30 protein-coding genes and 4 tRNA genes are annotated in these 25640 nt (G+C 64.5%); 21 read left to right on the top strand and 13 right to left on the bottom strand.

Going from position 1 to position 25640, the window contains the following annotated elements; genetic code table 11:
- Positions 1-28 precede the first annotated feature (28 nt).
- A complete protein-coding gene (locus tag D6M19_RS16410; protein WP_123026307.1) occupies positions 29-478 on the top strand; it encodes a DUF6319 family protein in 450 nt (149 codons plus the stop codon).
- Between the two features lie 10 nt (positions 479-488).
- Here the strand turns inward: D6M19_RS16410 and D6M19_RS16405 are convergent, their stop codons facing one another.
- Entirely contained in the window at positions 489-2516 is a 2028-nt protein-coding gene (locus tag D6M19_RS16405) for an AMP-binding protein (protein ID WP_234834891.1), read from the bottom strand.
- A gap of 223 nt (positions 2517-2739) precedes the next feature.
- On the opposite strand from D6M19_RS16405, the gene D6M19_RS16400 reads away from it, so the two are divergent.
- A complete protein-coding gene (locus tag D6M19_RS16400) occupies positions 2740-2991 on the top strand; it encodes a diguanylate cyclase domain-containing protein (protein ID WP_164478522.1) in 252 nt (83 codons plus the stop codon).
- A 182-nt stretch (positions 2992-3173) separates the two neighbouring features.
- Here the strand turns inward: D6M19_RS16400 and D6M19_RS16395 are convergent.
- Positions 3174-3245 (bottom strand) — tRNA-Val (locus D6M19_RS16395).
- Positions 3246-3347: 102 nt separating this feature from the next.
- Here D6M19_RS16395 and D6M19_RS16390 point away from each other — a divergent pair.
- The 4 genes from D6M19_RS16390 to D6M19_RS16375 all read left to right on the top strand — a co-directional run bounded on the left by D6M19_RS16390 (position 3348) and on the right by D6M19_RS16375 (position 4491).
- Positions 3348-3827, top strand: a complete 480-nt coding sequence (locus tag D6M19_RS16390; RefSeq protein ID WP_206428541.1) for a hypothetical protein — start codon at positions 3348-3350, stop codon at positions 3825-3827.
- 406 nt (positions 3828-4233) lie between these two features.
- Positions 4234-4306 (top strand) — tRNA-Gly (locus tag D6M19_RS16385).
- Positions 4307-4332: 26 nt separating this feature from the next.
- Positions 4333-4406, top strand: a tRNA-Cys gene (locus D6M19_RS16380).
- Between the two features lie 10 nt (positions 4407-4416).
- Positions 4417-4491: transfer RNA gene (locus D6M19_RS16375), tRNA-Val, on the top strand.
- A gap of 13 nt (positions 4492-4504) precedes the next feature.
- Here D6M19_RS16375 and D6M19_RS16370 read toward each other — a convergent pair.
- On the bottom strand, positions 4505-4972 hold the full coding sequence (locus tag D6M19_RS16370) for a hypothetical protein (RefSeq protein ID WP_164478521.1): 468 nt from the start codon (positions 4970-4972) through the stop codon (positions 4505-4507).
- A 192-nt stretch (positions 4973-5164) separates the two neighbouring features.
- On the opposite strand from D6M19_RS16370, the gene D6M19_RS16365 reads away from it, so the two are divergent.
- Both D6M19_RS16365 and D6M19_RS16360 read left to right on the top strand, forming a co-directional pair.
- Positions 5165-5422: a hypothetical protein gene (locus D6M19_RS16365; RefSeq protein WP_164478520.1), complete on the top strand. Its 258-nt coding sequence runs from the start codon at positions 5165-5167 to the stop codon at positions 5420-5422.
- Between the two features lie 12 nt (positions 5423-5434).
- A complete protein-coding gene (locus D6M19_RS16360) occupies positions 5435-5686 on the top strand; it encodes a hypothetical protein (protein ID WP_123026271.1) in 252 nt (83 codons plus the stop codon).
- A gap of 267 nt (positions 5687-5953) precedes the next feature.
- Here D6M19_RS16360 and D6M19_RS16355 read toward each other — a convergent pair whose 3' ends face one another.
- From D6M19_RS16355 to D6M19_RS16330, 6 genes are all read right to left on the bottom strand, one after another.
- Positions 5954-7051: a DUF4189 domain-containing protein gene (locus D6M19_RS16355; RefSeq protein WP_123026270.1), complete on the bottom strand. Its 1098-nt coding sequence runs from the start codon at positions 7049-7051 to the stop codon at positions 5954-5956.
- Between the two features lie 517 nt (positions 7052-7568).
- Positions 7569-8249, bottom strand: a complete 681-nt coding sequence (locus D6M19_RS16350; RefSeq protein WP_164478519.1) for a hypothetical protein — start codon at positions 8247-8249, stop codon at positions 7569-7571.
- 156 nt (positions 8250-8405) lie between these two features.
- Positions 8406-9053, bottom strand: a complete 648-nt coding sequence (locus D6M19_RS16345) for a hypothetical protein (RefSeq protein WP_164478518.1) — start codon at positions 9051-9053, stop codon at positions 8406-8408.
- A 57-nt stretch (positions 9054-9110) separates the two neighbouring features.
- Positions 9111-9761, bottom strand: coding sequence for a hypothetical protein (locus tag D6M19_RS16340; protein WP_164478517.1), 651 nt, complete (start codon positions 9759-9761; stop codon positions 9111-9113).
- A gap of 7 nt (positions 9762-9768) precedes the next feature.
- Positions 9769-10452: a hypothetical protein gene (locus tag D6M19_RS16335; protein WP_164478516.1), complete on the bottom strand. Its 684-nt coding sequence runs from the start codon at positions 10450-10452 to the stop codon at positions 9769-9771.
- 224 nt (positions 10453-10676) lie between these two features.
- On the bottom strand, positions 10677-11042 hold the full coding sequence (locus D6M19_RS16330; RefSeq protein ID WP_123026265.1) for a hypothetical protein: 366 nt from the start codon (positions 11040-11042) through the stop codon (positions 10677-10679).
- Between the two features lie 357 nt (positions 11043-11399).
- Between D6M19_RS16330 and D6M19_RS16325 the strand changes: the two genes are divergently transcribed.
- Together D6M19_RS16325 and D6M19_RS16315 are read left to right on the top strand one after the other, a co-directional pair.
- On the top strand, positions 11400-11591 hold the full coding sequence (locus D6M19_RS16325) for a hypothetical protein (RefSeq protein WP_123026264.1): 192 nt from the start codon (positions 11400-11402) through the stop codon (positions 11589-11591).
- 317 nt (positions 11592-11908) lie between these two features.
- A complete protein-coding gene (locus D6M19_RS16315) occupies positions 11909-12781 on the top strand; it encodes a DKNYY domain-containing protein (RefSeq protein ID WP_123026263.1) in 873 nt (290 codons plus the stop codon).
- A gap of 11 nt (positions 12782-12792) precedes the next feature.
- Here the strand turns inward: D6M19_RS16315 and D6M19_RS16310 are convergent, their stop codons facing one another.
- Positions 12793-13125: a helix-turn-helix transcriptional regulator gene (locus D6M19_RS16310; protein ID WP_123026304.1), complete on the bottom strand. Its 333-nt coding sequence runs from the start codon at positions 13123-13125 to the stop codon at positions 12793-12795.
- Positions 13126-13266: 141 nt separating this feature from the next.
- Between D6M19_RS16310 and D6M19_RS16305 the strand changes: the two genes are divergently transcribed.
- From D6M19_RS16305 to D6M19_RS16275, 7 genes are all read left to right on the top strand, one after another.
- Positions 13267-13746 (top strand): SRPBCC family protein, encoded by a 480-nt coding sequence (locus D6M19_RS16305; protein ID WP_123026262.1) that lies wholly within the window; start codon positions 13267-13269, stop codon positions 13744-13746.
- Positions 13747-13795: 49 nt separating this feature from the next.
- Positions 13796-14524, top strand: coding sequence for a Clp protease N-terminal domain-containing protein (locus tag D6M19_RS16300; protein ID WP_123026261.1), 729 nt, complete (start codon positions 13796-13798; stop codon positions 14522-14524).
- 40 nt (positions 14525-14564) lie between these two features.
- The gene (locus D6M19_RS16295; RefSeq protein ID WP_123026303.1) at positions 14565-15041 is read left to right on the top strand and encodes an RNA polymerase sigma factor; all 477 of its coding nucleotides are present in this window, start codon (positions 14565-14567) and stop codon (positions 15039-15041) included.
- The gene (locus D6M19_RS16290; protein WP_123026260.1) at positions 15038-15637 is read left to right on the top strand and encodes a methylated-DNA--[protein]-cysteine S-methyltransferase; all 600 of its coding nucleotides are present in this window, start codon (positions 15038-15040) and stop codon (positions 15635-15637) included. The genes D6M19_RS16295 and D6M19_RS16290 overlap by 4 nt, the downstream gene beginning before the upstream one ends.
- Positions 15638-15665: 28 nt before the next feature.
- The gene (locus D6M19_RS16285) at positions 15666-16085 is read left to right on the top strand and encodes a PPOX class F420-dependent oxidoreductase (protein WP_123026259.1); all 420 of its coding nucleotides are present in this window, start codon (positions 15666-15668) and stop codon (positions 16083-16085) included.
- Between the two features lie 63 nt (positions 16086-16148).
- Positions 16149-16640, top strand: coding sequence for a hypothetical protein (locus tag D6M19_RS16280; protein ID WP_123026258.1), 492 nt, complete (start codon positions 16149-16151; stop codon positions 16638-16640).
- Positions 16637-17167, top strand: coding sequence for a GNAT family N-acetyltransferase (locus D6M19_RS16275; protein ID WP_407665353.1), 531 nt, complete (start codon positions 16637-16639; stop codon positions 17165-17167). Before D6M19_RS16280 ends, D6M19_RS16275 begins: the two co-directional genes overlap by 4 nt.
- On the opposite strand, the gene zapE is transcribed toward D6M19_RS16275, so the two are convergent.
- On the bottom strand, positions 17143-18249 hold the full coding sequence (gene zapE, locus D6M19_RS16270) for a cell division protein ZapE (protein WP_123026256.1): 1107 nt from the start codon (positions 18247-18249) through the stop codon (positions 17143-17145). The genes D6M19_RS16275 and zapE overlap by 25 nt on opposite strands.
- On the opposite strand from zapE, the gene D6M19_RS16265 reads away from it, so the two are divergent.
- The 4 genes from D6M19_RS16265 to msrB are packed head-to-tail and all read left to right on the top strand — an operon-like array spanning position 18248 to position 22408.
- A complete protein-coding gene (locus D6M19_RS16265; protein WP_123026255.1) occupies positions 18248-19039 on the top strand; it encodes a pyrimidine reductase family protein in 792 nt (263 codons plus the stop codon). The two genes, zapE and D6M19_RS16265, sit on opposite strands and share 2 nt — an antisense overlap.
- A gap of 17 nt (positions 19040-19056) precedes the next feature.
- Positions 19057-20625, top strand: coding sequence for an alpha/beta fold hydrolase (locus tag D6M19_RS16260; protein ID WP_123026254.1), 1569 nt, complete (start codon positions 19057-19059; stop codon positions 20623-20625).
- A 32-nt stretch (positions 20626-20657) separates the two neighbouring features.
- The gene (gene aftC, locus D6M19_RS16255) at positions 20658-21995 is read left to right on the top strand and encodes an arabinofuranan 3-O-arabinosyltransferase (RefSeq protein ID WP_407665355.1); all 1338 of its coding nucleotides are present in this window, start codon (positions 20658-20660) and stop codon (positions 21993-21995) included.
- Positions 21992-22408: a peptide-methionine (R)-S-oxide reductase MsrB gene (gene msrB / locus D6M19_RS16250; protein ID WP_123026252.1), complete on the top strand. Its 417-nt coding sequence runs from the start codon at positions 21992-21994 to the stop codon at positions 22406-22408. The genes aftC and msrB overlap by 4 nt, the downstream gene beginning before the upstream one ends.
- Here the strand turns inward: msrB and D6M19_RS16245 are convergent.
- On the bottom strand, positions 22368-24743 hold the full coding sequence (locus D6M19_RS16245) for a putative bifunctional diguanylate cyclase/phosphodiesterase (RefSeq protein ID WP_123026251.1): 2376 nt from the start codon (positions 24741-24743) through the stop codon (positions 22368-22370). The genes msrB and D6M19_RS16245 overlap by 41 nt on opposite strands.
- Before the next feature lie 197 nt (positions 24744-24940).
- Positions 24941-25636 (bottom strand): hydrogen peroxide-dependent heme synthase, encoded by a 696-nt coding sequence (gene hemQ / locus D6M19_RS16240; RefSeq protein ID WP_123026250.1) that lies wholly within the window; start codon positions 25634-25636, stop codon positions 24941-24943.
- Positions 25637-25640: the final 4 nt, after the last annotated feature.

Raw genomic sequence — 25640 nt, 5'->3', positions numbered from 1 at the left:
AGATGCCCAGAAGGAGTTCTCCACCACAATGACCGTAGACACCCTGGCACGAGAAGCGTCGCCCACCGTCTCCGACACGCCCGACGTGTTGGCCACTCCAGTCGAGAACAACGTGCCCGCGAGTACGGCATCGGAGGACGCAGCGACCTCTGAGGCTCCTGCCAAGGAGAAGCCCAAGAAAGCTCCGGCCAAGAAGGCGACGAGCAAGAAGACCAAGACACTCGAGCTCACTCTCACTGTCACCGGAACCGCCGACGGCGACTGGCACGCCGAACTCAAGCAGGGCACCACCTACCTGGCCCGCAACCTCGCGGTCGCGGCCGCCGCCGTCTCCCGGGCCGCCAAGGAGCTACACGAGGACCTCTCCGCCCCGATCGACGGGATGATCGAGGAGGCCCGCTCCCAGCAGGCCGCCAGGGTTGCCGCGCTTGAAGCCGAACTCGAAGCAGCCCGCAAGGTCCTCGCCGAACTGGATTGAGAGATCGGGGCTAACCCGGCCAGCCCATCTCCATGGGGAACTGCCCGTCGGTCAATTGGCGTTTCAGTATCTTTCCCGTCGCGGTGCGCGGCAGCTGATTGACGAAGGTGACGTCGCGCGGAATCGAGAAGCGACTCAGGCGGTTCCGGACGTAGCCCCTCACCATGTCTTCGTCCAGTGACGCCCCGGTGGCGCATACGACGAATGCGGCGAGTCGTTGACCGTACTCGGCATCGGGAACTCCGACCACTGCCACGTCGACGACCTGCGGCAGGACAGCGATGGCTTCTTCGACGGGCCGCGGAAACACGTTCTCGCCGCCGGAGATGATCATCTCGTCGTCGCGTCCGGCGACGAAGAGTCGCCCGCTGGCGTCGAGATATCCGAGATCGCCGGTGTCCATCAGCCGGTCTTCGACGGCGGGTGACTCCGCATTGGTATAGCCGTCAAACAGCATGTCGTTGCCGACGAAGATGCGTCCGACGGCGCCGATCGGCAGAGGGGCGCCGTGCCGATTGAGTACTGCGATGCGAGTACCGAGGGGTGGCCGACCGGCGGTGGTCGGGGCGACGCGTAGGTCGGTGGGATCGGCAATCGTTGCCCACGACACCTCGGTGGAGCCGTAGAAGTTGTACAGAACATCGCCGAAGGTGTCCATGAACTTGATGACGGATGCACCGGGGATCGGCGACCCGCTGCTGGCGACCACTTTCAGCGACGACGTGTCGTATCGGTTGATCACCTCGGCAGGCAACTGGAGAATGCGCTGCAACATCACCGGGACCGCGACCAGGACGGTGCAGCGTTGCAGCTCAATAGTTTTCAGACACTCTTCGGCGTCGAATCGTTCGTTCAGCACCACCGTTGCGTGCAGCGGAGCACTCACCTGCAGCGCCGCGAGGCCCCAGGCGTGAAACAGCGGTGCGGAGACCAACATCACCTCGTTGCGGCGCAGCGGCATTCGCGACAACATCGCGGCGATGGCGCCGAACCCGGTTGGTGTGGGCCGCCGTGCGCCCTTCGGCGTGCCGGTGGTACCCGAGGTGAGAACGACCAGCTTGCCGGCTTGCTTCGGGGGCGGCAACGGCCCCGCCTCGGCCCCCGCCGGAATGAAATCGTCGATCGAACTTCGATAAGCCACAACCGAACCGGGGCGTGTTGAAATTCGCGGAATCTCCGCGGGGAGATAGCGCACCTGCGGTTCGAGGTCGTCATCGACGAATATGGCGTCGAAGACGTTGCTGTTGACGATCTCTTCGATCGTGCGGGCAGCGAGGCCGGTGTTGAGCAGTGTCAGATCGGCACCCAGCTTGCTCGCAGCCACCATGGTTTCGACCATCGCCGAATGATTGCGGGCGAGGATGGCGAACTTGCTGTCTTTGGTGAAGCCGCGCGCGGCGAGGCCCGACGCTATGCACGTGGTGCGCTCGGCCACGTCCGCGTAGGTCGACGTCCTGTCCTCGTCGACCAACGCTATATTGCGCGGCGATCGGGCAGCGGCGGCCGCGATGCCACCCGCGAGCGTGAATCCCCACTTGGCAAGGGAATTGAGCTGTCGCAGGCCACGGTCGGGCCGGGACGCACGCACCACACCGCTGACAATCATGGTCTTGGCGACGCTGAGATGCAGGGACCCCATGTCGCCCATGTTGACCAGTTGTGATGACTGCTTGCCTTCGAGATAGTCGGAAATTCGCGAGAGACCTTCTTGGACCCAGTTCTTCACGGCGCTGTCGCTGACGTTGGCGAGGTCAGGGTGGAGCAGGCCGGCCGCAAAGATCCTCAATGCGATTCGAGTACCGCCCGTCTCGGGGGTCAAGCGAATCAGCACAAAGCTACCGCTCACCTGCGTTGCGTCGAGCCGCATCTCCTTACCCACCCGGCGCGTCGTCAAGCGCATCTCGTGAACGGCAACCGCGCCGCGCGGGGTGGACAGACGGACCTCGTAGTGCTGCGCCCTGCCGGAAACCTGCTCGCAGGACCCGAGCCCACGGAAGAATCGCCGGTACAAGTCGGGGGCAGCCAGGATGTCCCAGATCTCCAGACATGAGTGGGCCAGCGTGCTATCGAAATCGATCACGTCCCGCACGACAGTGGTCCCGCCCGGTTGTTCGTAGGCCGACTGAGAGAACACATTGTCGTTGATGCGTCCTTGGTGCGGAACTGTTTCGTCGACGGGCCACCGACCGCTTGGCGCCATCGTCACCTGCCTCGCTCGGTGCAGCCGGCTGTAGGTTCGTCACCTGCAGGCCGCTCGGCCGTTGGCATACGACGTCGAATCGATCCAGCTGAGCCGAGCCCAGGCCAAACTTGCGCACCTCGGCCTGCACGACTCGCTGACCGGGCTACCCAATCGCCGCCATCTGAGCTGCGTGATGGCCACCAAGCTGGCATCAGCAACACCAACGAATCCGGTTGCCGCCCTCTTCATTGATCTCGGTCGCCTCAAAGAAATCACCGACGAGAACGGTCGCAGCGCGACCCGATTGCGATCAGCCGGGACCTGCAGCTGACCGTAAACGCGGCGATTGGAGTGGCGCTGGCGGCAGAGCCCGAAGATCCGCACGATTTAGTGAAAAGGGGCCGACGCTGCCATGTGCGAAAGAAAAGCGCCGCGGCCGCCGCCGAAACCCGAGATTCGACGTCGAGTGGCGACTGCCCAATTGCACCGAGCGATCGAAGACGGTTTATGTTGTGGTCCCGACTGGGATCGAACCAGTGACCTTCCGCGTGTGAGGCGGACGCTCTCCCCCTGAGCTACGAGACCGGGGACGACGTCGAAGATTAGCACGCGGCCGCATGGCCAAGAGAACTCAGCCGCCTTGCGGGATTCGTCCAGCAAACGCACGGGATCACGTAGCGTGGCGGCATGAAGACGCGTCAATTTTCGCTCTTGGCGGTGGCTGTGGCCGTCCCCCTCGCCATGAGCGCATTGGCCGGTGTTGCCGCAGCTGCACCCCCGGGTGCGATCGAGCCTCTTTTGCTCACCACCCGCGAAGTCTCCGAGCTGACTGCGTTCAGCTCACCGTCGGGAAACATCGGCTGCTATATAGACCCCGACTCTGTGCGGTGTGACATCAGGGAGCGCGACTGGGCTCCCCCGCCCAAGCCGGCCAGTTGCCCGGAGATGACGGGTTGGGGGCAGGGGCTTCAACTGGACGCCGGCAAGTCCGCGGACTACGTCTGCGCCGGCGATACCGCCCTGACTACGGGCAACCCGCTGGCCTACGGCGACAAGATCGTTTCCGGCTCGATCGAGTGCACGAGCACGCCGGACGGCATCACGTGCTGGGACTTCGTTTACGGCGGCGAGTTCTCGATTTCTCGCCAGGCCATTCACTTGGCGTGACGCCGACGATTCGACACATTGTCGGCCTTGCAGTCGCTGGGGAAGCGTTGCTCCGCGGCCGCCGCTGACAATGGCCGGATTCACCTCCCCCAGCGGCCATATCGGCGGCATCCGACCGGTCCTGCGAGGTTTGTGTGCGCGGGCGACACCGCAACGGGCGGCGGTCCGGCTCTGCCCTATGGCCAGTTCCAGGCCGGCGGCGGGATGAGCTGCAACAGCGAGCCGTCAGGGATGCGTTGCTCTAACTCCGACGGTCACGGGTTCACGATTTTCCAAAGAGGCCTACGCAATCTTCTGACCTCGGCTGCCGAGCGGCGCCTGACCGGTAACGGAAGGGATTTGTGCGGCCACACTGAAGTGGACTATCGTCGTCCTTCGCGACGAGCGACGAACTCGTTCGTGGCGCGCGGATGTAGCGCAGTTGGTAGCGCATCACCTTGCCAAGGTGAGGGTCGCGGGTTCGAATCCCGTCATCCGCTCGAGGTGCAGTCGCATCAACCCCAGCGGTGGAGTGGCCGAGTGGTGAGGCAACGGCCTGCAAAGCCGTGCACACGGGTTCGATTCCCGTCTCCACCTCCAAAGGTTTCAGGCGCGATTAGCTCAGCGGGAGAGCGCTTCCCTGACACGGAAGAGGTCACTGGTTCAATCCCAGTATCGCGCACCACAGTTTTACCTGTTCAGAGGTAATTTTTAGAGCGCTGCGGGCGTCGCATGGACGATGCGTGGACAATCGCCTCCGGCTGTCCCCCATATAAAGGAACCTCAGCGGTCTCTCGCCACGCGCTCGACGATTTTGCGCACGTTATGCCAATCGATATCCGACAGAGCGGGAGGAACGGCGCCATCGGCGGTGTCTCCGTCCACGTCATCGGCTCGGCGTCGAGCAGATCCGGCGTCCAGGTGATGTCGATGTTGCCGCCTATATCACCGAAAGCCTGCGCGACCATGAACAGGCGCGCCTGCCCCGCAGCGATGTCGCACGTCTTGGGGTCATGTGTGCCGTGGAACTCGATCACGTCGTAGTTGCCGGCAATGGTGACATTGCGGGCATTCACCGTCCCGACATTGCGCAGTGTGTAGTTGCGAACAGACTCGTTCGTCCGGGCCTCGTTGCGCCAGCCGTAGTGACGGCCCGCCTCCACCACCTCGGCAAGGTCAGCCGAACGCACCGCAGCTCTGGCTGACACGCGGGCATATCAGACCGCGAAGATCGCACCGATCGCAGACAGAACCGAGACGGCGAACGCCAGTATCCCCCACACGTTCCCGACACTAGCGTTGGCGAAAGGGTGGCGTCGCCGAATTCCTCGCCGGGGCAAATGGTTAACCACGCGGTCGTGACCTCACAGCCAGCGCTGAAATGTATCTGCTTCGCCGTCCTGATGGCCTCCGCGGTCGCCGGCGCGCCAAGCGAACAGGACAGCAGCGATGGCAGCGCTTCGGCAGCCACATCCAAAGCAGCAGCACCCCAACCCCAGGCGATGACAGCCCAGGCGGCCGCCGAGAAGATCAAGGCGGCGATTCCAGAGGTATCGCTCATCACGATTACCGGCGAGAACGACGCCAACAACATGATCGGCCGGACCAACGGGTAAGTCGCAGCGACCGTGATCGTCGACCCGCGCACAGGCGAAGAGTGCGACCAGAGCGAGCCCGGCATCGTGTGCGGCGCTGGAGTCGAACAATGGCCCGACGCCGCGTCCGCTCAGCAACGCGCCGACTACCTCGAGACTGGTCTGAGCGCGGCGCCGATCCTCGGCACCGAATACAACACCCTGCAGGACAATCTGCTCCTGCGCGTCAGCGGCAAGCTGAGCCCGTCCGTGGCCGACCAGTACCAAGCGGCGCTCGCGGGTTGACCCGACCGAATGACTCCCTAACGTCATACCTGCCCGGCGCGTCATTGGCCGGTCAGCCGATTCCGCCTGCGGAAGGGTCCATGATTGGCCCACCTGGCCAGCATTCGGAGCTACTGGTCCGGCGCGTTCGGCTCCCAGCTGTGCTGTTTCGCTCCGACCAAAATCCCGAGCCCTCGAGACGAGAACGGCCATTCGGGTGGGGCATAAGGACTATCGTCTCCCCGCTTCGGCCCGCCATTGCTCCCCGGTGGCGGGCCGATTCCTGTGTCACCACTTCCATGATTTTTTGTAGGGGGTGAGCGGAGGGCAGGTGACGGTGAGGTTGTAGTTGATGCCCGGTGTTGGGGGCGGGAGAACGAGATCGTATTCCGCGTCTCCAGTCACGTCGAATTTCTTGTCAGGATCAGGCACGATTCCATCGCTGAATTCGCAACTGATGGCCGGCTTTCCAGCGTTGTTTGTGATGCCGACATGTCCGGTGATCGACAGAAGCTGTGGAGGGTCGAAGCGAAGCGTGATCTCCGACGGAGGAGGAGGCGGCTGCTGTGGTGGGAACTTTCCGGAAACCCAAAAGGCCTCGATGGCGGGGGTGCCGTCCCTCTTACATACGGGCACGACATTCGGAGTGCCAATGCCGTTGTAGTTTTGGCGGGCCCTGTCTTTCGCGTCGGTCAAAGTCGACCCGAATGCGTAGTTGGTGTACGAACCGACCGTCACCGCGACACAAGGTTGGTTCGCTGGTTGCCCCGTTTCATTGGGAACCGAGACAACCGAACAGTCTCCTCCGGAACAGTTGTCTAAGGCCTTCTTCTCGGCGGTGGCGCGATCCGGGTAGTCCTGGGCAGTAGCCCACGATTGATACGAGTACGCGATTGCCGAGAAGCGCGGCCCCGGAGTGCATTTCAGCGGCTGGACGGAACGCCAGCCGTTGGTTGCTCCGCCGTCGTTTGTGGTCGTGCCGCTCGCGTAGCCGTTGCCGTCGATGGTGCCTCTGTAGTCGTTCCAATCGCTCGAGCCCGGGTGCGGGTCCCAGTCCGCTCTGAAGAAAATCTGGTTCACGTGGTAGATGTCGGCGTTCTTGTAAGTGGCTATGTGGCCGGTCGTCACGTCCTTCGGACCAAAAAGGGCGGGTGAAAGATACCGAATAGGCTGCCCCGACGCCGCGTCTCCGTTCCACCCTTCCATCTCCACGACAATGCCGTTGTCCTGGTTAATCACAAATGTGCCTGCGGGTATCACCCAGTTGCCGCAGGGTGGGGCCAGCGGAGCGGGCGGTCTTGCGTACGCAGACAACGGCATCGCGAGGTAGCCGACCGCACATATCGCGATGGCGGCACGGATCCGAGTTCTGTTGAGAAGAGTCATGAGCGGTCTCCCTTGGTAAACCGGCGTCCCTTAAACACCGAACCGGTCCAGCTGATGATCGGCCGAGGGTCAACTGTTGAATGCAGTAAAGAGGTACTGCACCTTTGCGACCACCGCCGCGAACTGGCGGGGGCCACTGATACCGCAATTTCCTTACGTGGGCCGATTCGCTAACGGGGTATCCACCACTGCCATCCCGGAGGGGCTGCGGGCCAGGAAGGGTCGGGGTTCCAATCCGCAGGAGGGACGAATTCCGGTGGGGTGGGCGGCCAACCCGGTGGTGCATTGAAGCGCCACTGTGACGTCCCCGCGCCGTTGCCATACAAGCCTGGCGGCGGGGCGGGTCGAACGCTGCCGCGCCGAATCGCCCGTATTACGAAGGCGACGACAAGCCCGATCAGCACAAGCCAGAACGCCACGCGGCCGGCAAGCTCGCCGAGCGAGCCAATCAGATGCGCCGTGTTTTCATCGTCAGGATTCATCGGGGTGCCTCCGTTCGGTGATGGGCCGGGACATGTCAGAACTGTTTCTGTTCCATGTGCGTGAGGTCGCCGCACTCGACAACGACGTTGTAGACGTGCCCAGTTGGGATGCCAGGCAGATCGATTCGCGTTTCCTTGTCCCCGTACACGCTGAACGGTCGCGGCGGCAGCACGCCGTCGCTGTAGGTGCAATTCACCGCGGGCTTTCCGGCATTGTCGGTCATCCCCACCCAAGCGGTGATCCCCACAAGCGTCGCCGCGTCGTAGCGAAGCGTGACCTCTGGTGGCGTCGGCGGTGGCAGAGTTGCCTTGCACACCAGGGGCGTACTCATGCTGTGCCACCTGTTGCCCGGGTCTGAAGCTACTGGTCCGCTCACGTCGCCGGCGGGATCAATCTGGCCGGTCCACGAATAGGTCACGTCATTTGAGTGGCTTCCGATCTTCAGGGAAACCGTATTGCCCGTGATATCGCCCTGCACCGAGCCGTAATCGGAAATCGAACCGACGCTATAGCGGCCGTCGATGTGGGTTCCCTGCGCGGGAACACTGGAGACCACATCGCTGACATCCGTGACCCAGCTGAAGGTTCCGCTGAATTCCCATTGTGCGCAGCCCTCCGCGCGTGCGGGTGCCGGCGATACGTTGGTTGCCGCGGACATCGTCGCGGCACCGACCGCGGCGGCAAGAAACTTCACACGCGTCGTCGTCGTAGTCATGCTCACGGCTGCCCTTCAGTTCGGTGCGTGGCGTTGCCGCCCCGCTGGTTCGGCCCACGCAAATATGTGTCCCGCCGAATAATGGCCCAGCGGCGCTTCAAGATACGCAGTAGTGCACTACTGAAGTTTTGGTGCGCAGCACTGCACCGGCGGGTATCAGAACTGCTTTTGCTCGGTGTGGGTGAGGTCGCCGCACTTGACGGTGATGTTGTAGACGTGGCCGGATGGGATGCCGGGCAGGTCGATTCGCGTTTCCTTGTCCCCGTACACGCTCAGCGGTCGAGGCGGGAGAAGGCCGTCACTGTACGTGCAGTCCACCGCCGGCTTTCCGGCGTTGTTGGTCATCCCCACCCAGCCGGTGATGCCCACAAGCGTCGGGGCGTCGTATCGAAGCGTGATCTGAGGTGCTGGCAGCGGAGTTGCCTTGCACAAAAGTGGTGCTCCGACGCTGTGCCACCTGCTATTTGGTGTTCCGATTCCTTCTCCCGTTCCTGACACGTTGCCAGCCGGATCAATCTGGCCGGTCCACAGCGAGGCCACATAGGCGACTGCCAGGGAAACCGTGTTGCCAGTGATTTTTCCTCGCACCGGGGCCACGTTGGGAGTCGAGTCGAGACTGTAGCTCCCGTCGATGTCGGTCCCCTGCGCGGGAACGCTGAACGTCTCGCTTCCTGCATCGGTAACGAACTTGAACTCTCCGTTGAATTCCCACTGATCACAGCCCTCCGCATGTGCGAGTACCGGCGAGACAATGACTACTGCAGAGGCAATCGCTGAGCCGAGTGCGGCGGCAAGGCATTTCACGTGTGTTGCCCGTGTACCCATGGTGTGTCCACTGCCCTTCTCTTCGGTGGCGAGGCGTCAGAACTGCTTTTGCTCGCTGTGGGTGAGGTCGCCGCATGTGACGACTACGTTGTAAACGTGACCCGTAGGGATTCCGGGCAGATCGATCCGAGTCTCTTTATCCCCGTAGACACTGAACGGCCGAGGTGGCAGCACACCGTCGTTGTAGGTGCAGTCCACTGCGGGCTTTCCGGCGTTGTTGGTCATCCCCACCCAGGCTGTGATGCCGACAAGTGTTGGGGCGTCGTATCGAAGCGTGACCTGCGGCGGTGGCGCTGACTTACACAGCAGCGGCGCGCCGACGCTGTGCCACCCTGGGGTTCCATCACCTGTACCGGACACGTTGCCCGCCCCATCAATCTGGCCGGTCCACAAATAATTCTGATCCGGGATTGTGGTGACGATCATGGATAGCGTGTCACCCGTGATATCGCCGCGCACCGTATGCGTGGTGAAATCGTCGCGGCCCTCGATGTGAGTCCCCTGCGCGGGAAAACTGGCTACCCGGTCGTTGCCGTCGACGACGAGGCTAAAGGTTCCGTTGAATTCCCATTGTTGGCAGCCCCCGGCTTGTGCGGGTGCCTGCGGGACGGTGACTACTGCGACTGAGACCATCGTCGCACCGAGCGCGGCGGCAAGACATTTCACGTGTGTCGTCGTTGTACCCATGCTCGTGTCAGAACTGCTTCTGCTCGCTGTGTGAAAGGTCGCCGCATTTGACGGTGATGTCGTAGACCCGACCAGTCGGGATTCCCGGCAGATCGACTCGCGCTTCTTGGACCCCGGTCACGCTGAATGGCCGGGCAGGGAAGACGCCGTCACTGAATGTGCAGTTCACCGGGGGCTTTCCGGCATTATTTGTGATGCCGACCCACGCGGTGATCCCTATCAAGGTCGGCGGGTCGAACCGAAGCGTGATCTCAGGAGAAGATGTGCACACCAACGGCCCGCCTACACTGTGCCACTTCTTGTCGAATCCGATGCCGTCTCCAGTGCCGGCCACGTTTCCTGCGTCGTCAATTGAACCGGTCCATAAGTACGTGGGAGGCTCAGTCTGACCGGGCCCGGGGTTGGTCATGACGTTCAGGGAGACGACGTTGCCCACGATGTCGCCTCGCACCGAGCCGAGACCGGGAGTTCCGCCCCAGGTGTACGGGCCCTCGAGATGTGTGCCTTGCGCCGGAACAACGTAGACCGACTTGGGGAGCGCATCCATGACGAAGTTGAAGCTGCCGTTGAACTCCCATTGTTTGCAGCCCTGCGCGTGTACGGGCGCAGGCGAGACGATGACCGTTGCAGAGATCATCGCGGCGCCGAGCCCTGCGGCAAGGAACGTCACGTGCCTTGTTGCGTGCGTCATGCACGAATAGTGGGCCAGACGCGCGCACCGACATGCAGTAGAGGACTACTGAAGTTTCCCTGCGGAGTACTGCGGGGCCTCTACGAGTGCAGGAGACGGCACTGCGAAATTGGGCCGCTCATCGGCCATTGTTGACGTGAGATTCCGCACCGGGCACGGCATTCCATCCGCACCTGGTGCTGCAGCGCCCTATGACACGTCGAGGAAGCGCGGAAGTTGCCGCGTCAGGCGATCTTGGTCAACGACATGCGCAGAGGCTGTTCGTTCGGGCAGACATCATCGAGAACGGTGCCGTTGCCATCCAGGGTGATCGTGCATGGCGAACCGTTCCAGTCATAGCCGGCGACCCACGCACCGCCCTGCAGATGCAGATCGATTTCCTGGCTCGGTGTCGTCATGTGAGTACAGTCCGGGCCGCAAGCGGAAAATGTCAGGCCCACAGGGTCCGGGTTCAGAACCTGCCCGGCGCCGTCGATCAGGGTGCCGTTGTAGGAACCGGTCAGCGGTTCCGCCGACGCCGGGCCGGCGAACCCGATCGCAGCGCCCGCAAGCACTGCGCCAGCAGCTAGTCCATACACGATCGTCTTCATGTGGTCCCCCCGTTCGTTTTGTACACCAACCCGGCGCCGGCCTCTGACCCATCTTGAGGTTTGCTGTCGAGCTGATGCTGCGTAGTTGACTACTCCCCGTCCCCAACGGCGCTCCCGAAGCGCTAACAGCATCTTGGCAGCTAACCGCCTGATCAGCTCACCGGTTTCGCGAAGTGGATTACAACTGTTTGCATATTCAACTACTTATCGTCGGCGAAACGGCCATCTGCGGAATGCGGGCACCGATCCCATCGGCTCGGCAATCACAAATGAACAAGCAGCAGCACTGTGCACGCGACAGGCGCTCACGCTTGGCGCCGTCAGATCGGAATGATGGCGCCGGGCTACTGTCGAGGGATGGGACGTGTCATCGTCATCGTGCTGGGCGTCGTCGTCGCCCTCTTCGGCCTGCTGTTCGCGCTACAGGGCTTCGGGGTGGTGGGGGGCAGCCCGATGAGCAACACCACCACCTGGTCCGTTCTCGGTCCGATCATCGCGCTGATCGGAATCGCGCTCGCCGCCGGCGCGGCCCGCAGACGCAACTCGTAGCGGCGTCGGCCGGCTGGCGATCCGTTCATCAAGCAATTCATCGATGAGCGCCGTTGAGGGCTTACCGCCGAGGCGGCGGATCGACGCGCTCACGGCGGCCAACAGCGACAGCTGTCGGTCGATGGCGCTGATGTCGCGGTGTCTCACTACTCCCCAATCACCGGATATACCGGACGCGGCATTTGATCCTATGCGTCGACATGTTGCCGATCCGGTATTGAGTCCGGCGTGCCGACGACATGTCCGCGCTAGGGTGATCACGTACTGATTTGCTGAGCGGTTCAATGAGGCCGCATACCGAGAAGGCTCGTCGGAGTATGCAGCGAAAGTCGACCGGCACGCTGTGCCTTCTCGCAGTGGCAATCCTTCTGGCGTGCTCCCGAAACGGGCCGCCCAACTCGCTTTTCACCAGTTCCGGCTACCACGTCAGGGACGCAACGGTGTACTACCTCAATGCTTTCCCCGGCAAGGCGTTCGAGATAGACGGCGCCGACGCCGAGACGTTCGAGGCGCTCGACTCGACGTATGGCCGCGACCAGTCCCGCGTCTTCATCAACGGCCTTCCCCTACCCGACGCCGACGCCGCAACCTTCGAACTGCTCGACCGCCCCGGCTTCGCAAAAGACCGCGACCATGTCTTTCAACGCGATCACGCGATCAGCGATGACCCCGCCCACTTCGAACTGCTCGACGGCGAACTCGCCAAAGACAGTCACGTCGTCTACTGGAGCGACGGCTCGGTGCTCTCCGAGGATCCAGCACACTTCGCCGTCGTCTCCACCGCCGACCACTACCTGTACACCAAGGACGGCCGAACCGTTCACGTCAACGGCAACCCCGTCCCGGGCGCCGATCCGTCGACATTCCAAGTCCTGCAAGGCGCTTACGCCCGAGACAGCCGACACGTCTTCTATTTCGACCAGCCGATCGTCGAGGCGGACCCGCCGTCATTCGCCCCGCTCGACGGCCCCTACGCAAGCGACTCCGCACGCGTCTATTGGATGGGCAGGACGATCGAAGGCGCCGACCCGAGGACCTTCTCGGTACTGAACGCGAACTTCGAGTGCTCGAGAGACTTCCAGCGCGCCTACTACCGGCAAACGGTCATCGCCAACGCCGATCCGCGAACGTTCCCGCCCGAGAAGGCGGTCACCAATTGTTCGGAGACGTCAATCTCGTTCGCGGAGTAGCACTCCCACCGCTACGCGGGATAGGCCCGTAGCGTGTCGCTCGGCGCGTTTCCGAATACCGCCTTGTAGGCAAGGCTGAACCGGCCGGCATGGCTGAAACCCCAGCGTCCGGCGATCGCGGTCACCGTGTCGCGCGCCGGGTCGGCGGCCTTGAGATCACGGTGTGCCCGGTCAAGCCGCACACGCCGCAGATACTCCAACGGTGTGGTTCCCATGTTGCGGCGAAACGCGTACTGAACCGAGCGCGGCGACACGTTCACCGCCGCGGCGATGTCCTCCAAGCCGATGTCAGCATCCGCATTCTCCTGAATGAAGGCAACCGCATTTCGCAAAATGGGCGGCATGTTCCGCCCGTAATCGTGACCAGCCACTGCTCGAACACTCCCCTGGTTCGGTTGGTCAAATCTCCCGATGTCGTCGTATACCCGGCTGAGAACACCCGAAAACCACCCCAGCAACGACCGCGGGCCTGACAGGATCGACCCATGGCCGAACGCATGGAGGTCGCGCGCACCATTGCGGCGCCCGCCGCAGAAATCTTTGCCGTCCTGTGCGACCCGCACGGCCACGTCGCGATCGACGCATCCGGAATGCTGCAGGACGCAGACGGTGAGCCGGCCACGGGCGCAGGCGACAGCTTCGTCATCCACATGGATCGCGAATCCCTCAACGACTTCCCGATGGGCAAATACGACGTCACGGTCGAGATCCGCGAGTTCGAGAAGGACCGGCTCATCGCCTGGACGATCCTGGGCCAGATCCGCCCGCAGATCGGCCACGTCTACGGTTACCGACTCGAACCATCCGACGGGGACGAAACCGTCGTCACCTCGTTCTACGACTGGTCCGACATCGATCCGGAGTGGCGCAAGGCCAACATCTTCCCTGTCATTCCCGAGAGCGCACTGCGCGCCACCCTTGGCATCCTCGACCGGACAGTGCGTCGCGGCTATCCCCGCGGTTAACGTCAACCGTTCGTTGACGATTTCGGAACGTCAACCTAGAGTTGACGGCATGACCGAGCCGACGAAAATCGCGTATCCCGTCCGCCTTGACGACCTGATCGACGTCATCAAGACGGTGCACACCGAACCGCTCGAACAATTGACCGATGCGATGCTGGCGGCGGAATCCCTCGGCGAGATCGCCGATCATCTGATCGGTCACTTCGTCGACCAAGCCCGACGATCGGGCGCATCGTGGACCGACATCGGCAAATGCATGGGCGTCACCAAACAGGCGGCGCAGAAGCGCTTCGTGCCCAAGGTGCCCGACTTCGAATCCGCCACCCTGGATCCAAATGCCGGATTCGGCCGGTTCACCCCACGCGCGCGCAATGTCGTGGTCGTCGCTCAGAACAAGGCGCAGAAGGCGGGCAACCACGAGATCACCCCTGACCATTTGCTGCTCGCGCTATTCGACGATCCGGACGGACTCGCGGCCAAACTCCTTGCCCGGCAGGGCATCGATGGCGACACCGTCACGAACGCCGTCACATTGCCGCCCCGCGCAGACGGTGAGATGCCCACCCTGATCCCGTTCAACGGGCCCGCGAAGAAGGCGCTCGAACTGACCTTCCGGCAGGCGCTCCGGTTGGGGCACAACTACGTCGGAACCGAGCACATCCTGCTCGCCCTGTTCGAGGCCGAGGACGACGACGGCGCGCTGCACCGGATCGGCGTCGACCGGGACCGCTTCGAAGGCGACCTCGTCACCGCCCTTGAGCCGTTCACCAAGAACTGATCTCACACACCAGCCGCTGCGGCGTCTACATGATGTGAGGGTGCGACCGTTCGAAGACGTGGTGGCCGAGCACGGCGCGACCGTGCTGCGGGTATGCCGTGCGGTCGTCGGGCCCGTGGACGCCGAGGACGCATGGTCGGAGACGTTCCTTTCGGCGCTGCGGGCCTATCCCGACCTGCCCTCCGACGCCAATGTCGAGGCGTGGCTGGTGACGATCGCACACCGGCGTGCCATCGATGTCGGCCGCGCAAGGAGCCGACGTGCGGTGCCGGTCGACTCGCCGCCCGACCGCCCGTCGGCACGGGACGACCCCGCAGCCCGCCATCCCGACCTGTGGTCAGCGCTGCAACGCCTACCCGACAAGCAGCGTCTGGCGGTGGCCTATCACCACATCGTCGGGCTGCCGTTCGCCGAGATCGCCGAGCTGCTCGGCAACTCCCCCGACGCCGCGCGGCGCGCCGCCGCCGATGGCATCAAGACCCTTCGCAGGATCTATCCCGAGGACGAAACGACATGAGCATCAACCTTTTCGACGAATTCCAGGCCGACGACGAGACCATGGCCCGACTGCATCAACGGCTCGAGCGCGACGCGGCAACCGATGATCTGCTCGACGTCGCCTACCGCACCATCGACAGCCCCGTCGGCACCCTGCTGCTGGCCGCCACCACGGTCGGGCTGGTCCGCGTCGCCTACGACGTCGAGGACCACGACGCCGTGCTGGCCAAGCTCGCCGACGCCGTGAGTCCACGCGTGCTTCGCGCACCCGCTCGGCTGGACACCGCCGCACGTCAGCTCGACGAGTACTTCACCAAGCGGCGCACCGGCTTCGACGTGCCGGTCGATCTCCGGCTGGCCGACGGCTTCCGTCGCAGTGTCATCACCCATCTTCGCGACATCGGCTACGGCCGCCGCGAGAGTTACGCCGAGGTGGCCGCCGCCGTCGGCAGCCCCCGCGCCGTCCGCGCCGTCGGCACCGCCTGCGGCCACAACCCGCTGCCCGTGGTCATCCCGTGTCACCGCGTGGTTCGGTCCGATGGGTCGGCGGGTCAGTACGTCGGGGGTGCCGCGGCCAAGTCGGCGTTACTCCAATTGGAGGCAGGCGGGGAATGAAAAGGCGCACGTCGCGGTAGAACAACGCATGAAACTCAACGACGAAGCACGTGAATTCATCGGCGACGGCATCGACGCCACGCTCGTCACATTGAATCCCGACGGCAGCCCTCAGGTCACGGTCGTCTGGGTGGCCGTGGAGTCGACGCCCGACGGCGACGAACTCGTCTCGGCGCACCTGGCCGAGTACCAGAAGACCCGCAACGTCCGTCGGGACCCACGCGTGGCGGTGACCATCATGAAACCCACGCCGGGGCAGCAGGCGCCCTACATCGCGATCACCGGGACGGCACGCATCACCGAAGGCGGCGCCCCCGAACTGTTGAAGAAGCTCGCGAAGACGATGCTCGGCTCCGATGAGCACTTCCCACCGCCGAACTCGCCGCCGGGACTGCTCACCCGCATCCGGATCGACAAGGTCGGCGGAATGGGGCCCTGGGCCTCCTGACCGCCAACCGGCTGTTCGCGGCGGCGCCCGTGTGCCATCATGCGAGGCGGACTAGGAGGGGAAATGCGCCGCTGGCTTAGATTGCTGTTCGCCGCATTGATGATCTCGGGGACCGCCACCGCCGCGCCTGCCGCCGCGGTGGACTCGCCGATCGGCCGGCTCGGCGAGACGCTTCGGGTCGAGCTCATGGGGCTGGTCGCCGACGTGACGGTGCACGACATCCTGCCCTCCGACGTCCCGCCAGGGTTCGGCTATCCGCCGCGCGCGCCGCGCTATCAGGTGTACCGCGCCAACATCACCGTGCACGTCGTCGAGACACCCGCGCCGTACGCGGCCGGCTTGGCGTTCTCGTTCAAGGGCGTCACGCCGACCGGCGACGCCTATGAGCCGCGCAACTCCGATGCCCCCGACGCGCTGCAGTACGCCATCCTCAACCTGCCCTCCGGTGCGACCGCCAATGGCGGCGTGTGGTGGGACTGCTACCGCGACCTGGTGTCCAACGTGGTGCTGGTCGACAAGAAGACCGGCTTCCACCTCGCGCAGTGGAACGTGTGACTCCAGCGGTCACCACCGCCACCCTTGCAGATCTGGCAGAGCTCGCCGACGTCGCCGCTGAAACCTTTCCGCTGGCGTGCCCTCCGTCGGTGTCGCAGGAGAACGTGGCGGCGTTCATCGACGAGAACCTGACACAGTCCCATTTCGCCAGCTATCTGGACGATCCCGGCCGACTGGTCCTCGTCGCCCGGCAGGACGATCGAATGATCGGTTACGCCATGTTGATTCGCGGGGTTCCCGACGACGACGACGTCCAAAGAGCGGTTTCCGTGCGCCCAGCGGTCGAGCTCTCCAAGATGTACGTGCTGCCCGACAGCCATGGAGCGGGTGGTTCCGCGGCGCTGATGACCGAGGCGCTCAAACATGCGAAGGAACTCGACGCCCAATGCGTATGGCTCGGAGTGAACCAGCACAATGAACGGGCGCAACACTTTTACGCCAAGCACGGCTTCACCGTCAACGGGACCAAGACATTTCGGCTCGGCACCCGCATTGAAAACGACTACGTGATGGTGCGGCCGGTCTGACCGGCAGTCGTCAACGCCAGCAGCCGCGAGGTGGCGCGCAGATACTTCTTGCGGAACCCGCCTGCCAGCATCTCCTCGCTGAAAACGGTGTCGAGCTTGGATCCCGACGCCACCACCGGAACACCCGCGTCGTACAGGCGGTCGGTGAGCGAGACCAGCCGCAGCGCGACGTTCTGGTCCTCGATCGGATGCACGCCGGTGATGAACACCGCCGAGACATCCTCGATCAGGGTCAGGTAGCGCGACGGGTGCATCGTCGCCAGGTGGGCGCACAGGGCGTCGAAGTCGTCGAGCGTGGCACCCGGCACCCCCGAGGCACGCGCGCTGACTTCCTTGTCGGACAACGGTTCCGGGGCGGGCGGCAGGTCACGGTGACGGTAGTCCGGCCCCTCGATTCGCACCGTGTCGAAAATGGCTGCGAGCGTGTGGATTTCGCGTAGGAAGTCCTGCGCTGCGAACCGGCCCTCCCCCAACTGTTCGGGCAACGTATTCGACGTGGCTGCGATTGAAACACCGCGTTCGACCAGTTGCGAAAGCAGCCGCGAGATCAACGTGGTGTTGCCCGGGTCGTCGAGTTCGAACTCGTCGATGCACACCACCGCATAGTCGGCCAACAGGTCGATGCACTCGACGAACCCGAAAACGCTAGCGAGCTGCGTCAGTTCACCGAACGTCGCGAACGCCGTCGGTGCCGGTGACGACGCCGAGATCCGGTAGTAACTCGACGCAAGCAGGTGCGTCTTGCCCACACCGAAGCCGCCGTCGAGATAGATCCCGACGCCCGGCAGCGACTCCCGCTTGCCGAACAGCTTCTTTTTGCCCACCCGCCGCGCCGCCGCGTCATCGCAGAACCGCTGGCAGGACTGCACGGCAGCGGACTGTGACGGCTCGGCTGGATCCGGCTGATAGCTCTCGAAGCTGACATCGGCGAACGTCGGGGGCGGGTGAAGCTGGGCGATCAACCGCTCCGGGGTGACGCTCGGGTGCCGATCGACGAGGTGGCCGACATGGGCAGGACTGCTGCTCCCGTGCGCGGCGGACTGCATGCACGAACTGTAACGGCGTGCTGCAATCGTCCCCATGTCCGACGACAGTGCAGCCGTGCGATTCACGGTGCTGGATCCCTCAAACAGCCCAGAGTCACCCGACGAGAACCGGCTGGCGGACTTCTACGCCTATCCCGACGATCTGCGGGCATGCTGGGTGCGCGGCAACATGATCGCCAGCGTCGACGGTGGCGCGACCGACGGCGGTACGTCGGGCAGCCTTGGCGGGCCCGGCGATCGCGCGATCTTCACGCAGGTGCGCCAACTCGCCGACGTCATCCTGGTCGGTGCGGGCACCGTCCGGGCCGAGAACTACTCCGGCGCCCAGTCGCGCCCCGCGCAGCGGCAGGCCCGCCGGCGCCGCGGCCAGGCCGAGGTGCCGCCCGTCGCCGTCGTGACGAATCGCGGCACGCTCGACCGCGACGCCAAGATCTTCACCAGCACGGAGGTGCCGCCGCTGATCCTCACCTCGGCCAACGCGGTGGCCGACACCGGCGACAGGCTCGGATCGGTGGCCGAGGTCATCGACGCGTCCGGCCCTAACCCCGACCGGGTCGATACCGCCGCGGTCCTGGGGATCCTGGCCGGCCGCGGACTGTTCCGGGTGCTCGCCGAGGGCGGCCCGCAGATCCTCGGCACGCTGATGGAACACGATCTGCTCGACGAGCTGTGCCTGACGATCGCGCCGCTACTGGTCGGCGGCGCCGCCCCACGCATCGCAGGCGGACCCGGCCAGGTGCACACCCCGCTTCGGCGCAGCCACCTGCTCGCCGACGACGCGGGCTATCTCTACGCGCGCTACATCAGAGAGGCCTCGCTGCCCTGATCAGTAATGTAGTTTCCATGCGTCGGCGTCGCCTGGTCCGTGCCCTGAGCACATCGACCGTCGTTGTGTCGGCTTTGCTGGCCGGATGTGCGCCCGTGCTGGCCGCCGATCCGCGCTACGCCACCGACTCCGGGGCGCGCCCTCAGGGGCAGCCGCCCACACAGAAGAAGGCCGGCGGCCCACCCGCAATCGAGGCACCCAAGAACGACCTGTCCTGGCACAACTGCACCTCGCAGGTGTTCAGCGACTCCGCGATCCAGCCGCTGCCCGGTGTCACCCTGGACTGCGCGAGCTACGACGCCGACCTCGACTCGATCAACGGCGCCACCGGTTCGGTGAGCATCGGCGTGGTGCGCGCCCGTTCCGTACAGACCCCGGACGACGCCGGACCGCTCGTCATGACGACCGGCTCGGACCTGCCGACCTCAGTGCAGCTGCCGGTCTGGCTGTCACGCGCAGGCACCGATGTGCTCAAGACCCATCCGATCGTTGCGGTCGACCGGCGCGGCATGGGCATGTCGAGCGCCATCGACTGCCGTGACCTGTTCGACCGCCAGGAGATGATCGACCAGGCGCAGTTCCAGTCCGGCGACGACCCCGTCGCCAACCTCGGCGCGATCACCATGACCGCCACCACCAGCTGCACCGATACCATCGCCCCCGGCGACTCGGCCTACGACAACGCGCACGCCGCGGAGGACATCGAACGGTTGCGCAGCACGTGGGACGTGCCGTCGATCGCGCTGCTGGGAATCGGAAACGGTGCCCAGGTGGCGCTGGCCTATGCCGGCTCGCATCCGGGCAAGGTGGCGCGGCTGGTGCTCGACTCGCCGCTGCCGCTCGGAATCGCCGCCGAGGCCGCGACCGAACAGCGTGTCAAGGGTGAGCAGACCGCGCTGGACGCGTTCGCCACGCAATGCGCGGCCACCAACTGCCCGCTGGGCCCGGATCCCAAGGACGCCGTCGACTCGCTGTTCGCGGCGGCGCGTGCAGGCGACGGACCCAACGGCGCGTCGGTCTCCATGGTCGCCGACGCGATCAGCACCGCATTGGCCTACCCGCGCGGTGATCGCACGACGGCGACCAACAGCCTGGCCTCGGCGGTGGCAACGGCACGTTCCGGCGATGCGAACCAGATGAACAACCTGATCAACCAGGCCGACAGCCTCCGCCAAACCGACGGCCAATTCGTCAACTCGTGCAGCGACGCCTTGAACCGGCCGACCCCGGATCGCGTCCGCGAACTCGTCGTCGCCTGGCCCAAGCTCTATCCGCAGTTCGGCGCCGTCGGCGCGCTCAGCATGGTCAAGTGCCTGAACTGGCCGAGCGGATCGGCGCCGGAGGACCCGAAAAACCTCAAAATCCCGGTGCTGTTGCTGGGCGTGCAGAACGACCCGATCGTCGGCAACGACGGCGTCGCCCAGGTCGCCGCCACCATCATCAACGCGGGCGCTTCAAGCAAGCGGGTGATCTGGCAGGGCATCGGGCACGGCGCGAGCATCTACTCCGAATGCGCGCTGGCACCGGTCACCGGCTACCTGGACAGCGGCGACCTGCCGCCGACCGACACTTACTGCCCCGCCTAGTCCTGCAGGCACTGCCGTCGTAGTACGGTTCGCTGGTGGCGGCACCAGACTCCATCCGTACCCCTGCACATTCCCGGGTCGCTTGGCTTCAGCCCTCCACCCTGCTGAACCTCTTCCGGCCCCCCACGTCCCCGCCCGGAGTGGCGACGGTGCTGCGGTCGATCCTGTGGCCGCTGGCGATCCTGATGATCATCCATCGCAGCTACGTCCTGGCCACCAACGGCTACATCACCGACGACTACGGCCCGGTGTATCGAGCCGTCGTGAACTTGAAGATGGGCTGGGACATCTACAACGAGCACTTCAACTACGTCGATCCGCACTATCTGTATCCACCCGGCGGCACCCTGCTGATGGCACCGTTCGGCTACCTGCCGGTCGACGCGTCGCGGTACTGGTTCATCACGATCAACGCGATAGCGATCATCATCGCGGCGTACCTACTGGTGCGGCTGTTCGACTACACCGCAACATCGGTTGCGTTCCCCGCCCTGCTGGTCGCGATGTTCTGCACCGAAAGCGTGATCAACACACTGGTTTTCGGCAACATCAACGGCTGCATCCTGCTGCTCGAGCTGCTGTTCTTCCGATGGCTGCTGGACGGCAAGGTGGGCCATCAGTGGTGGGCAGGCGTCGCGATCGGGCTGACGCTTGTGGTGAAACCGCTTCTGGCCCCGTTGTTGCTGCTGCCGCTGCTCAACCGGCAGTGGCGCGCGCTGGTCACGGCGTTCGCCGTACCGATCGTGTTCAACGTCGCGGCCGTCTTCAGCCCGATCACCCGGTTCCAGGTGCAGGACCCGATGAACTTCTTCACCCGCACCCTGCCCTACATCTTCTCGATCCGTGACTACTTCAACAGCTCGATCCAGGGCAACGGCGTCTACTACGGCCTGCCCATGTGGCTGATCTGGTTGCTGCGCATCAGCTTTGCGTTGCTCGCCGCGGTGAGCGTGTGGCTGTTGTACAAGTACTACCGCAAGCGCGATCCGCTGTTCTGGATGGCCACGACATCGGGGGTGCTGTTGATCGCGTCCTGGCTTGTGCTGTCGCTCGGCCAGGGCTACTACTCGATGATGTTGTTCCCGTTCCTGATGACGGTCGTGCTGCCCAACTCGGTGATCCGCAACTGGGTCGCCTGGCTAGCCGTCTACGGGTTCATGAGCGCCGATCGGTGGCTACTCGGTCACTGGCCGACGACGGGCCGCGCGCTGGAGTACCTGCGCGTGACCTACGGCTGGTCCCTGATGCTGATCGTGGTGTTCTGCGTCCTCTACTTCCGCTATCTCGACGCCAAGGACGACGGCAGGCTCGACGACGGCATCGACCCGCTCTGGATGGCCAAGAAGAGCCGCGCTAGCGTCGACGTATGACCTCCCCACGGCCCAAGGTGGAACTCACCGACGACGAGTGGCGTCAGAAGCTGACCCCGGCCGAATTCGCAGTGCTGCGCGAAGCAGGCACCGAGCGGCCCTTCGTCGGCGAATACACCGACACAGAGACCGAAGGTGTGTATGAGTGCCGGGCCTGCGGAGCCGAACTTTTTCGCAGCACCGAGAAGTTCGAATCGCATTGCGGCTGGCCGTCGTTCTTCGACCCGGCGAATTCTGACGCGGTCATCCTGCGACGCGACGACTCGATGGGCATGACCCGCATCGAGGTGGTGTGCGCCAACTGCCACAGCCATCTCGGCCATGTGTTCGAGGGCGAGGGCTACCCGACGCCAACCGATCAGCGGTACTGCATCAACTCGATTTCGTTGCGGCTGGTCCCGGCAGGCTCGTAGCTCCCAGCTTCTCGAACTCGGCCCGTGCCACGCCCTTCGGCTGGCCGGCGGCAAGCAAGTTCATCATCGCTGCGGCGCTCACCGGCGGGCTGTAGTAGTACCCCTGCGCCACCTCGCAACCGAACTCCCGCAGCCGCTCTGCGGTCTCGGCGTTTTCCACCCCCTCGGCGACGGTCGTGACGCCGAGGACGTGCGCGAGGTCGACGACACCGCGCACGACTGCGGCAGCCCGCGCGTCGACGCGGATGGGTGCGATGAAATGCCTGTCGAGTTTCACTTCGTCAATGGCCAGTTCCCGCAGATACCACAGGGCCGAATAACCACTGCCGAAATCATCAATGGCGATGCGAATTCCCCGCTGCCGCAACCGTTCCAGCACCGAGCGCGTCCGTTCGATGTTGTCAAGAAGGAAGTCTTCGGTGATCTCGATCGTCAAGTCTTTCGGGTTCAGGTTGCGGATGGCGAGCGCGGAGGCGATGTGGGTGGGCAGATCGAGATCACCGAGGGACGGGGCGAACACGTTCACCGCAATCGGTACGCCGATGCCCAGCGCTTGCCATTCGGCGGCATCGTCGAGGGCCTGGTTGAGCACGATGTCGGTGACCGCCCGCATCAGGCCGCGTTTGCGAACCAGCGGCAGAAAATGGGCAGGGCCGAGCAGCCCGCGCTTCGGGTGCGGCCACCGAACGAGGGCTTCGACGCCGACGACATCACCGGTGCGCAGGTCGAACTTCGGTTGGTAGAACACGGTCAGGTCGCCGTGGTCGATCGCGTGCCGGAGCTCGCCGAGAAGCCGCACTGCCGCACCGCGTTCCGTGGTCTCGCTGACGTCGGTCGGCAGCTCGACCTCGTTGAGATCGGCCAGCGCCATATCCGGCGTGAAGGTGTGCAGACCGCCGGACTTCGAGCGCTTGGCCGAATACATCGCCACGTCCGCCTGCTTGAGCAGCATGTCCGCCGACAGATCGGGGTTGGCCGACGACGCCACCGCGAGCCCGACGCTTGGCCGCATCAGCAGCTGTTGCCCGTCGATGACGAAGGGTTCCTCGAACGCGCCGACCACGCGATGTGCGACCAGCCGCGACAGCTCTGGCAGACCTTCCATCAACACCGCGAACTCGTCGCCGCCCACCCGTGCCACGGTGTCGGAGGTCCGCACGCAGCCGAGCAGTCTCTCCGCGGCCTGCATCAGCAGGGCGTCGCCCGCGGGATGCCCCAGGCTGTCGTTGACCAGCTTGAAATCATCGAGGTCCATCGACAGCACGGCCACCGACTGGCTGTCGTTCTCGTGCAACTGCACCGCGTGCATCAGCCGGTCGTTGAACAGGTCGCGGTTGGCCAGCCCGGTGAGCGTGTCGCGCAATGCCTGGTCGGCCACCAACTTCAGCAGTCGCCGGTTTTGCCGCACCACCACGTACTGCCTCGCCATCACCGCCCCCATCAGCAGTGTCGACGAGACGAGGATCGGGCCGAGGCCGGGCGCCGGGAAGTAGGCGGGGATGCACACCAGGGCCGCGAACGCGACCGGTATGTACGGCAGCCACATCGAGATATCGGATGTCACCTGCGACACGACCACCTCGGGCTCGCGAACACGGCGACTGACCAGCGCCGCCATGCCGAAGGTGAGAAGTGCCGCCGCCCAGCCGATGTCGATGACGTGGCCGCTGTAGTACTGACCGTGGGCGGTGAGATAGGCGAATGCGCTGTCCGACAACGCCATCCCTAGGACACCGGCGGCGAGCATCGCCAGCGCCATGCGCCGGCCCGTACGGGCTCGCGCGAGCACCAGGAATGCGACGGTCAGGATCGCGATATCGGCGACCGGGTAGGTCAGTGAAAGCCCCAACGCGAGTGTGCTCGCATGGCCTGCGTCGTAGACCCCGCGCATCACGAGCACCCACGAGATCTCGAACAGCGCGATCGCGACGATGGCCCCGTCGAACATGAGACGGACCCGTGAGTGCCCCGAGTACCCAGCGGGGAAAAGCGCGATCGCGACGCCTGCGCCGATGGGGAACAGCAGATAGCCGGCATCGGCAAGCGACGGGAACGGAGACCGATGCAGCACCTGCTCGTAGAGGATCCAGAGCGCCTCGCCCCCGGCCCAACCAGACAGGCCGACCGTCAGGCAGATCCATGCGCGCCGCTGCCGCCCGTCGACCGACGAGGCAGCCAGCGCGCTGCACCCTGCCGCGAAAACAGCGAACGCAAACAGGCCGTAATCGGCAACGGCTTTGGCGAAGGGATAGCCGCCCCACTGCCCGATCAGGGTCCCAGCGAAGGCAACGCATGCGGTGACAGCGCCAACCCCCACCCACGCTGTTCTGGACATAGGTCCCACGCTAGCAATAAATTGGCACAGGCGAAAGCTGTACAGCAAACAATCAGGGGTATTTGCCGACTGGCTGTTGTTGCGGCCTTTGTACGGCCGTGAACACGCCGTGCACCGGCAAGGCTGTTACCGACATCGACGGATGTTTCGGATTCAAACCTCTCCGACCCACGCCAGCAAACGCAATCTGGAGTCGATCAGGGGAGCTTGGCGATCAGTTCCTCAACACCGACGCGGGGGCCGGTGAAGAACGGCGTCTCCTCGCGGACGTGCCTGCGGGCGTCGGTGGCGCGCAAGTCACGCATCAGGTCGACGATGCGGTGCAGTTCGGGCGCCTCGAACGCCAGGATCCACTCGTAGTCCCCCAGGGCGAACGCGGGCACGGTATTGGCCCGGACGTCCTTGTATCCACGCGCCGCCATACCGTGTTCGGCGAGCATGCGGCGTCGCTCATCGTCGGGAAGCAGATACCAGTCAAGGGATCGGACGAACGGGTACACGCAGATGTAGGCGCCGGGCTCTTCACCCGCAAGAAAGGCCGGGATGTGGCTCTTGTTGAACTCCGCGGGCCGGTGCAGCGCAACCACGCTCCACACCGGGGTGCTGGCCCGGCCAAGCGTCGTGGTCCTGCGGAAGTCGGAGTAGGTGGCCTGCAGCGCCTCCACCCGCTCGGCGTGGGTCCAGATCATGAAATCGGCGTCCGCGCGCAACCCCGCGACGTCGTAGAGGCCGCGGACCACGACGCCGTTGTCTTCCTGCTGCTTGAGGAACGTCGCGGTGTCGTCGAGGATCGACTCCCGCTCGTCGCCCAGAGCGCCCTGGCGCACCGCGAAGACCGAGAACATCAGGTAGCGCACCGTCGAATTGAGGGCGTCATAATCCAGCCGAGACATGTGT

The organism is Mycolicibacterium stellerae, assembly GCF_003719305.1.
Taxonomy (GTDB): Bacteria; Actinomycetota; Actinomycetes; order Mycobacteriales; family Mycobacteriaceae; genus Mycobacterium; species Mycobacterium stellerae.
Note: the sequence above shows the minus strand (reverse complement) of the source record. Positions and strands in the feature narration are given on the sequence as shown.

Bases quoted from the DNA above. Each gene is read 5' to 3' on its own strand.
- D6M19_RS16410 (WP_123026307.1), top strand. From the start codon at position 29: ATGACCGTAGACACCCTGGCACGAGAAGCGTCGCCCACCGTCTCCGAC.
- hemQ (WP_123026250.1), bottom strand. From the start codon at position 25,636: ATGTCTCGGCTGGATTATGACGCCCTCAATTCGACGGTGCGCTACCTG.
- D6M19_RS16280 (WP_123026258.1), top strand. From the start codon at position 16,149: ATGCGCCGCTGGCTTAGATTGCTGTTCGCCGCATTGATGATCTCGGGG.
- D6M19_RS16260 (WP_123026254.1), top strand. From the start codon at position 19,057: ATGCGTCGGCGTCGCCTGGTCCGTGCCCTGAGCACATCGACCGTCGTT.
- D6M19_RS16310 (WP_123026304.1), bottom strand. From the start codon at position 13,125: ATGCCGCCCATTTTGCGAAATGCGGTTGCCTTCATTCAGGAGAATGCG.
- zapE (WP_123026256.1), bottom strand. From the start codon at position 18,249: ATGGGGACGATTGCAGCACGCCGTTACAGTTCGTGCATGCAGTCCGCC.
- D6M19_RS16390 (WP_206428541.1), top strand. From the start codon at position 3,348: ATGAAGACGCGTCAATTTTCGCTCTTGGCGGTGGCTGTGGCCGTCCCC.
- D6M19_RS16335 (WP_164478516.1), bottom strand. From the start codon at position 10,452: ATGACGCACGCAACAAGGCACGTGACGTTCCTTGCCGCAGGGCTCGGC.
- D6M19_RS16305 (WP_123026262.1), top strand. From the start codon at position 13,267: ATGGCCGAACGCATGGAGGTCGCGCGCACCATTGCGGCGCCCGCCGCA.
- D6M19_RS16265 (WP_123026255.1), top strand. From the start codon at position 18,248: ATGTCCGACGACAGTGCAGCCGTGCGATTCACGGTGCTGGATCCCTCA.
- msrB (WP_123026252.1), top strand. From the start codon at position 21,992: ATGACCTCCCCACGGCCCAAGGTGGAACTCACCGACGACGAGTGGCGT.
- D6M19_RS16355 (WP_123026270.1), bottom strand. From the start codon at position 7,051: ATGACTCTTCTCAACAGAACTCGGATCCGTGCCGCCATCGCGATATGT.
- D6M19_RS16315 (WP_123026263.1), top strand. From the start codon at position 11,909: ATGCAGCGAAAGTCGACCGGCACGCTGTGCCTTCTCGCAGTGGCAATC.
- D6M19_RS16285 (WP_123026259.1), top strand. From the start codon at position 15,666: ATGAAACTCAACGACGAAGCACGTGAATTCATCGGCGACGGCATCGAC.
- D6M19_RS16350 (WP_164478519.1), bottom strand. From the start codon at position 8,249: ATGACTACGACGACGACGCGTGTGAAGTTTCTTGCCGCCGCGGTCGGT.
- D6M19_RS16290 (WP_123026260.1), top strand. From the start codon at position 15,038: ATGAGCATCAACCTTTTCGACGAATTCCAGGCCGACGACGAGACCATG.
- D6M19_RS16325 (WP_123026264.1), top strand. From the start codon at position 11,400: ATGGGACGTGTCATCGTCATCGTGCTGGGCGTCGTCGTCGCCCTCTTC.
- D6M19_RS16245 (WP_123026251.1), bottom strand. From the start codon at position 24,743: ATGTCCAGAACAGCGTGGGTGGGGGTTGGCGCTGTCACCGCATGCGTT.
- D6M19_RS16340 (WP_164478517.1), bottom strand. From the start codon at position 9,761: ATGGGTACAACGACGACACACGTGAAATGTCTTGCCGCCGCGCTCGGT.
- D6M19_RS16330 (WP_123026265.1), bottom strand. From the start codon at position 11,042: ATGAAGACGATCGTGTATGGACTAGCTGCTGGCGCAGTGCTTGCGGGC.
- D6M19_RS16300 (WP_123026261.1), top strand. From the start codon at position 13,796: ATGACCGAGCCGACGAAAATCGCGTATCCCGTCCGCCTTGACGACCTG.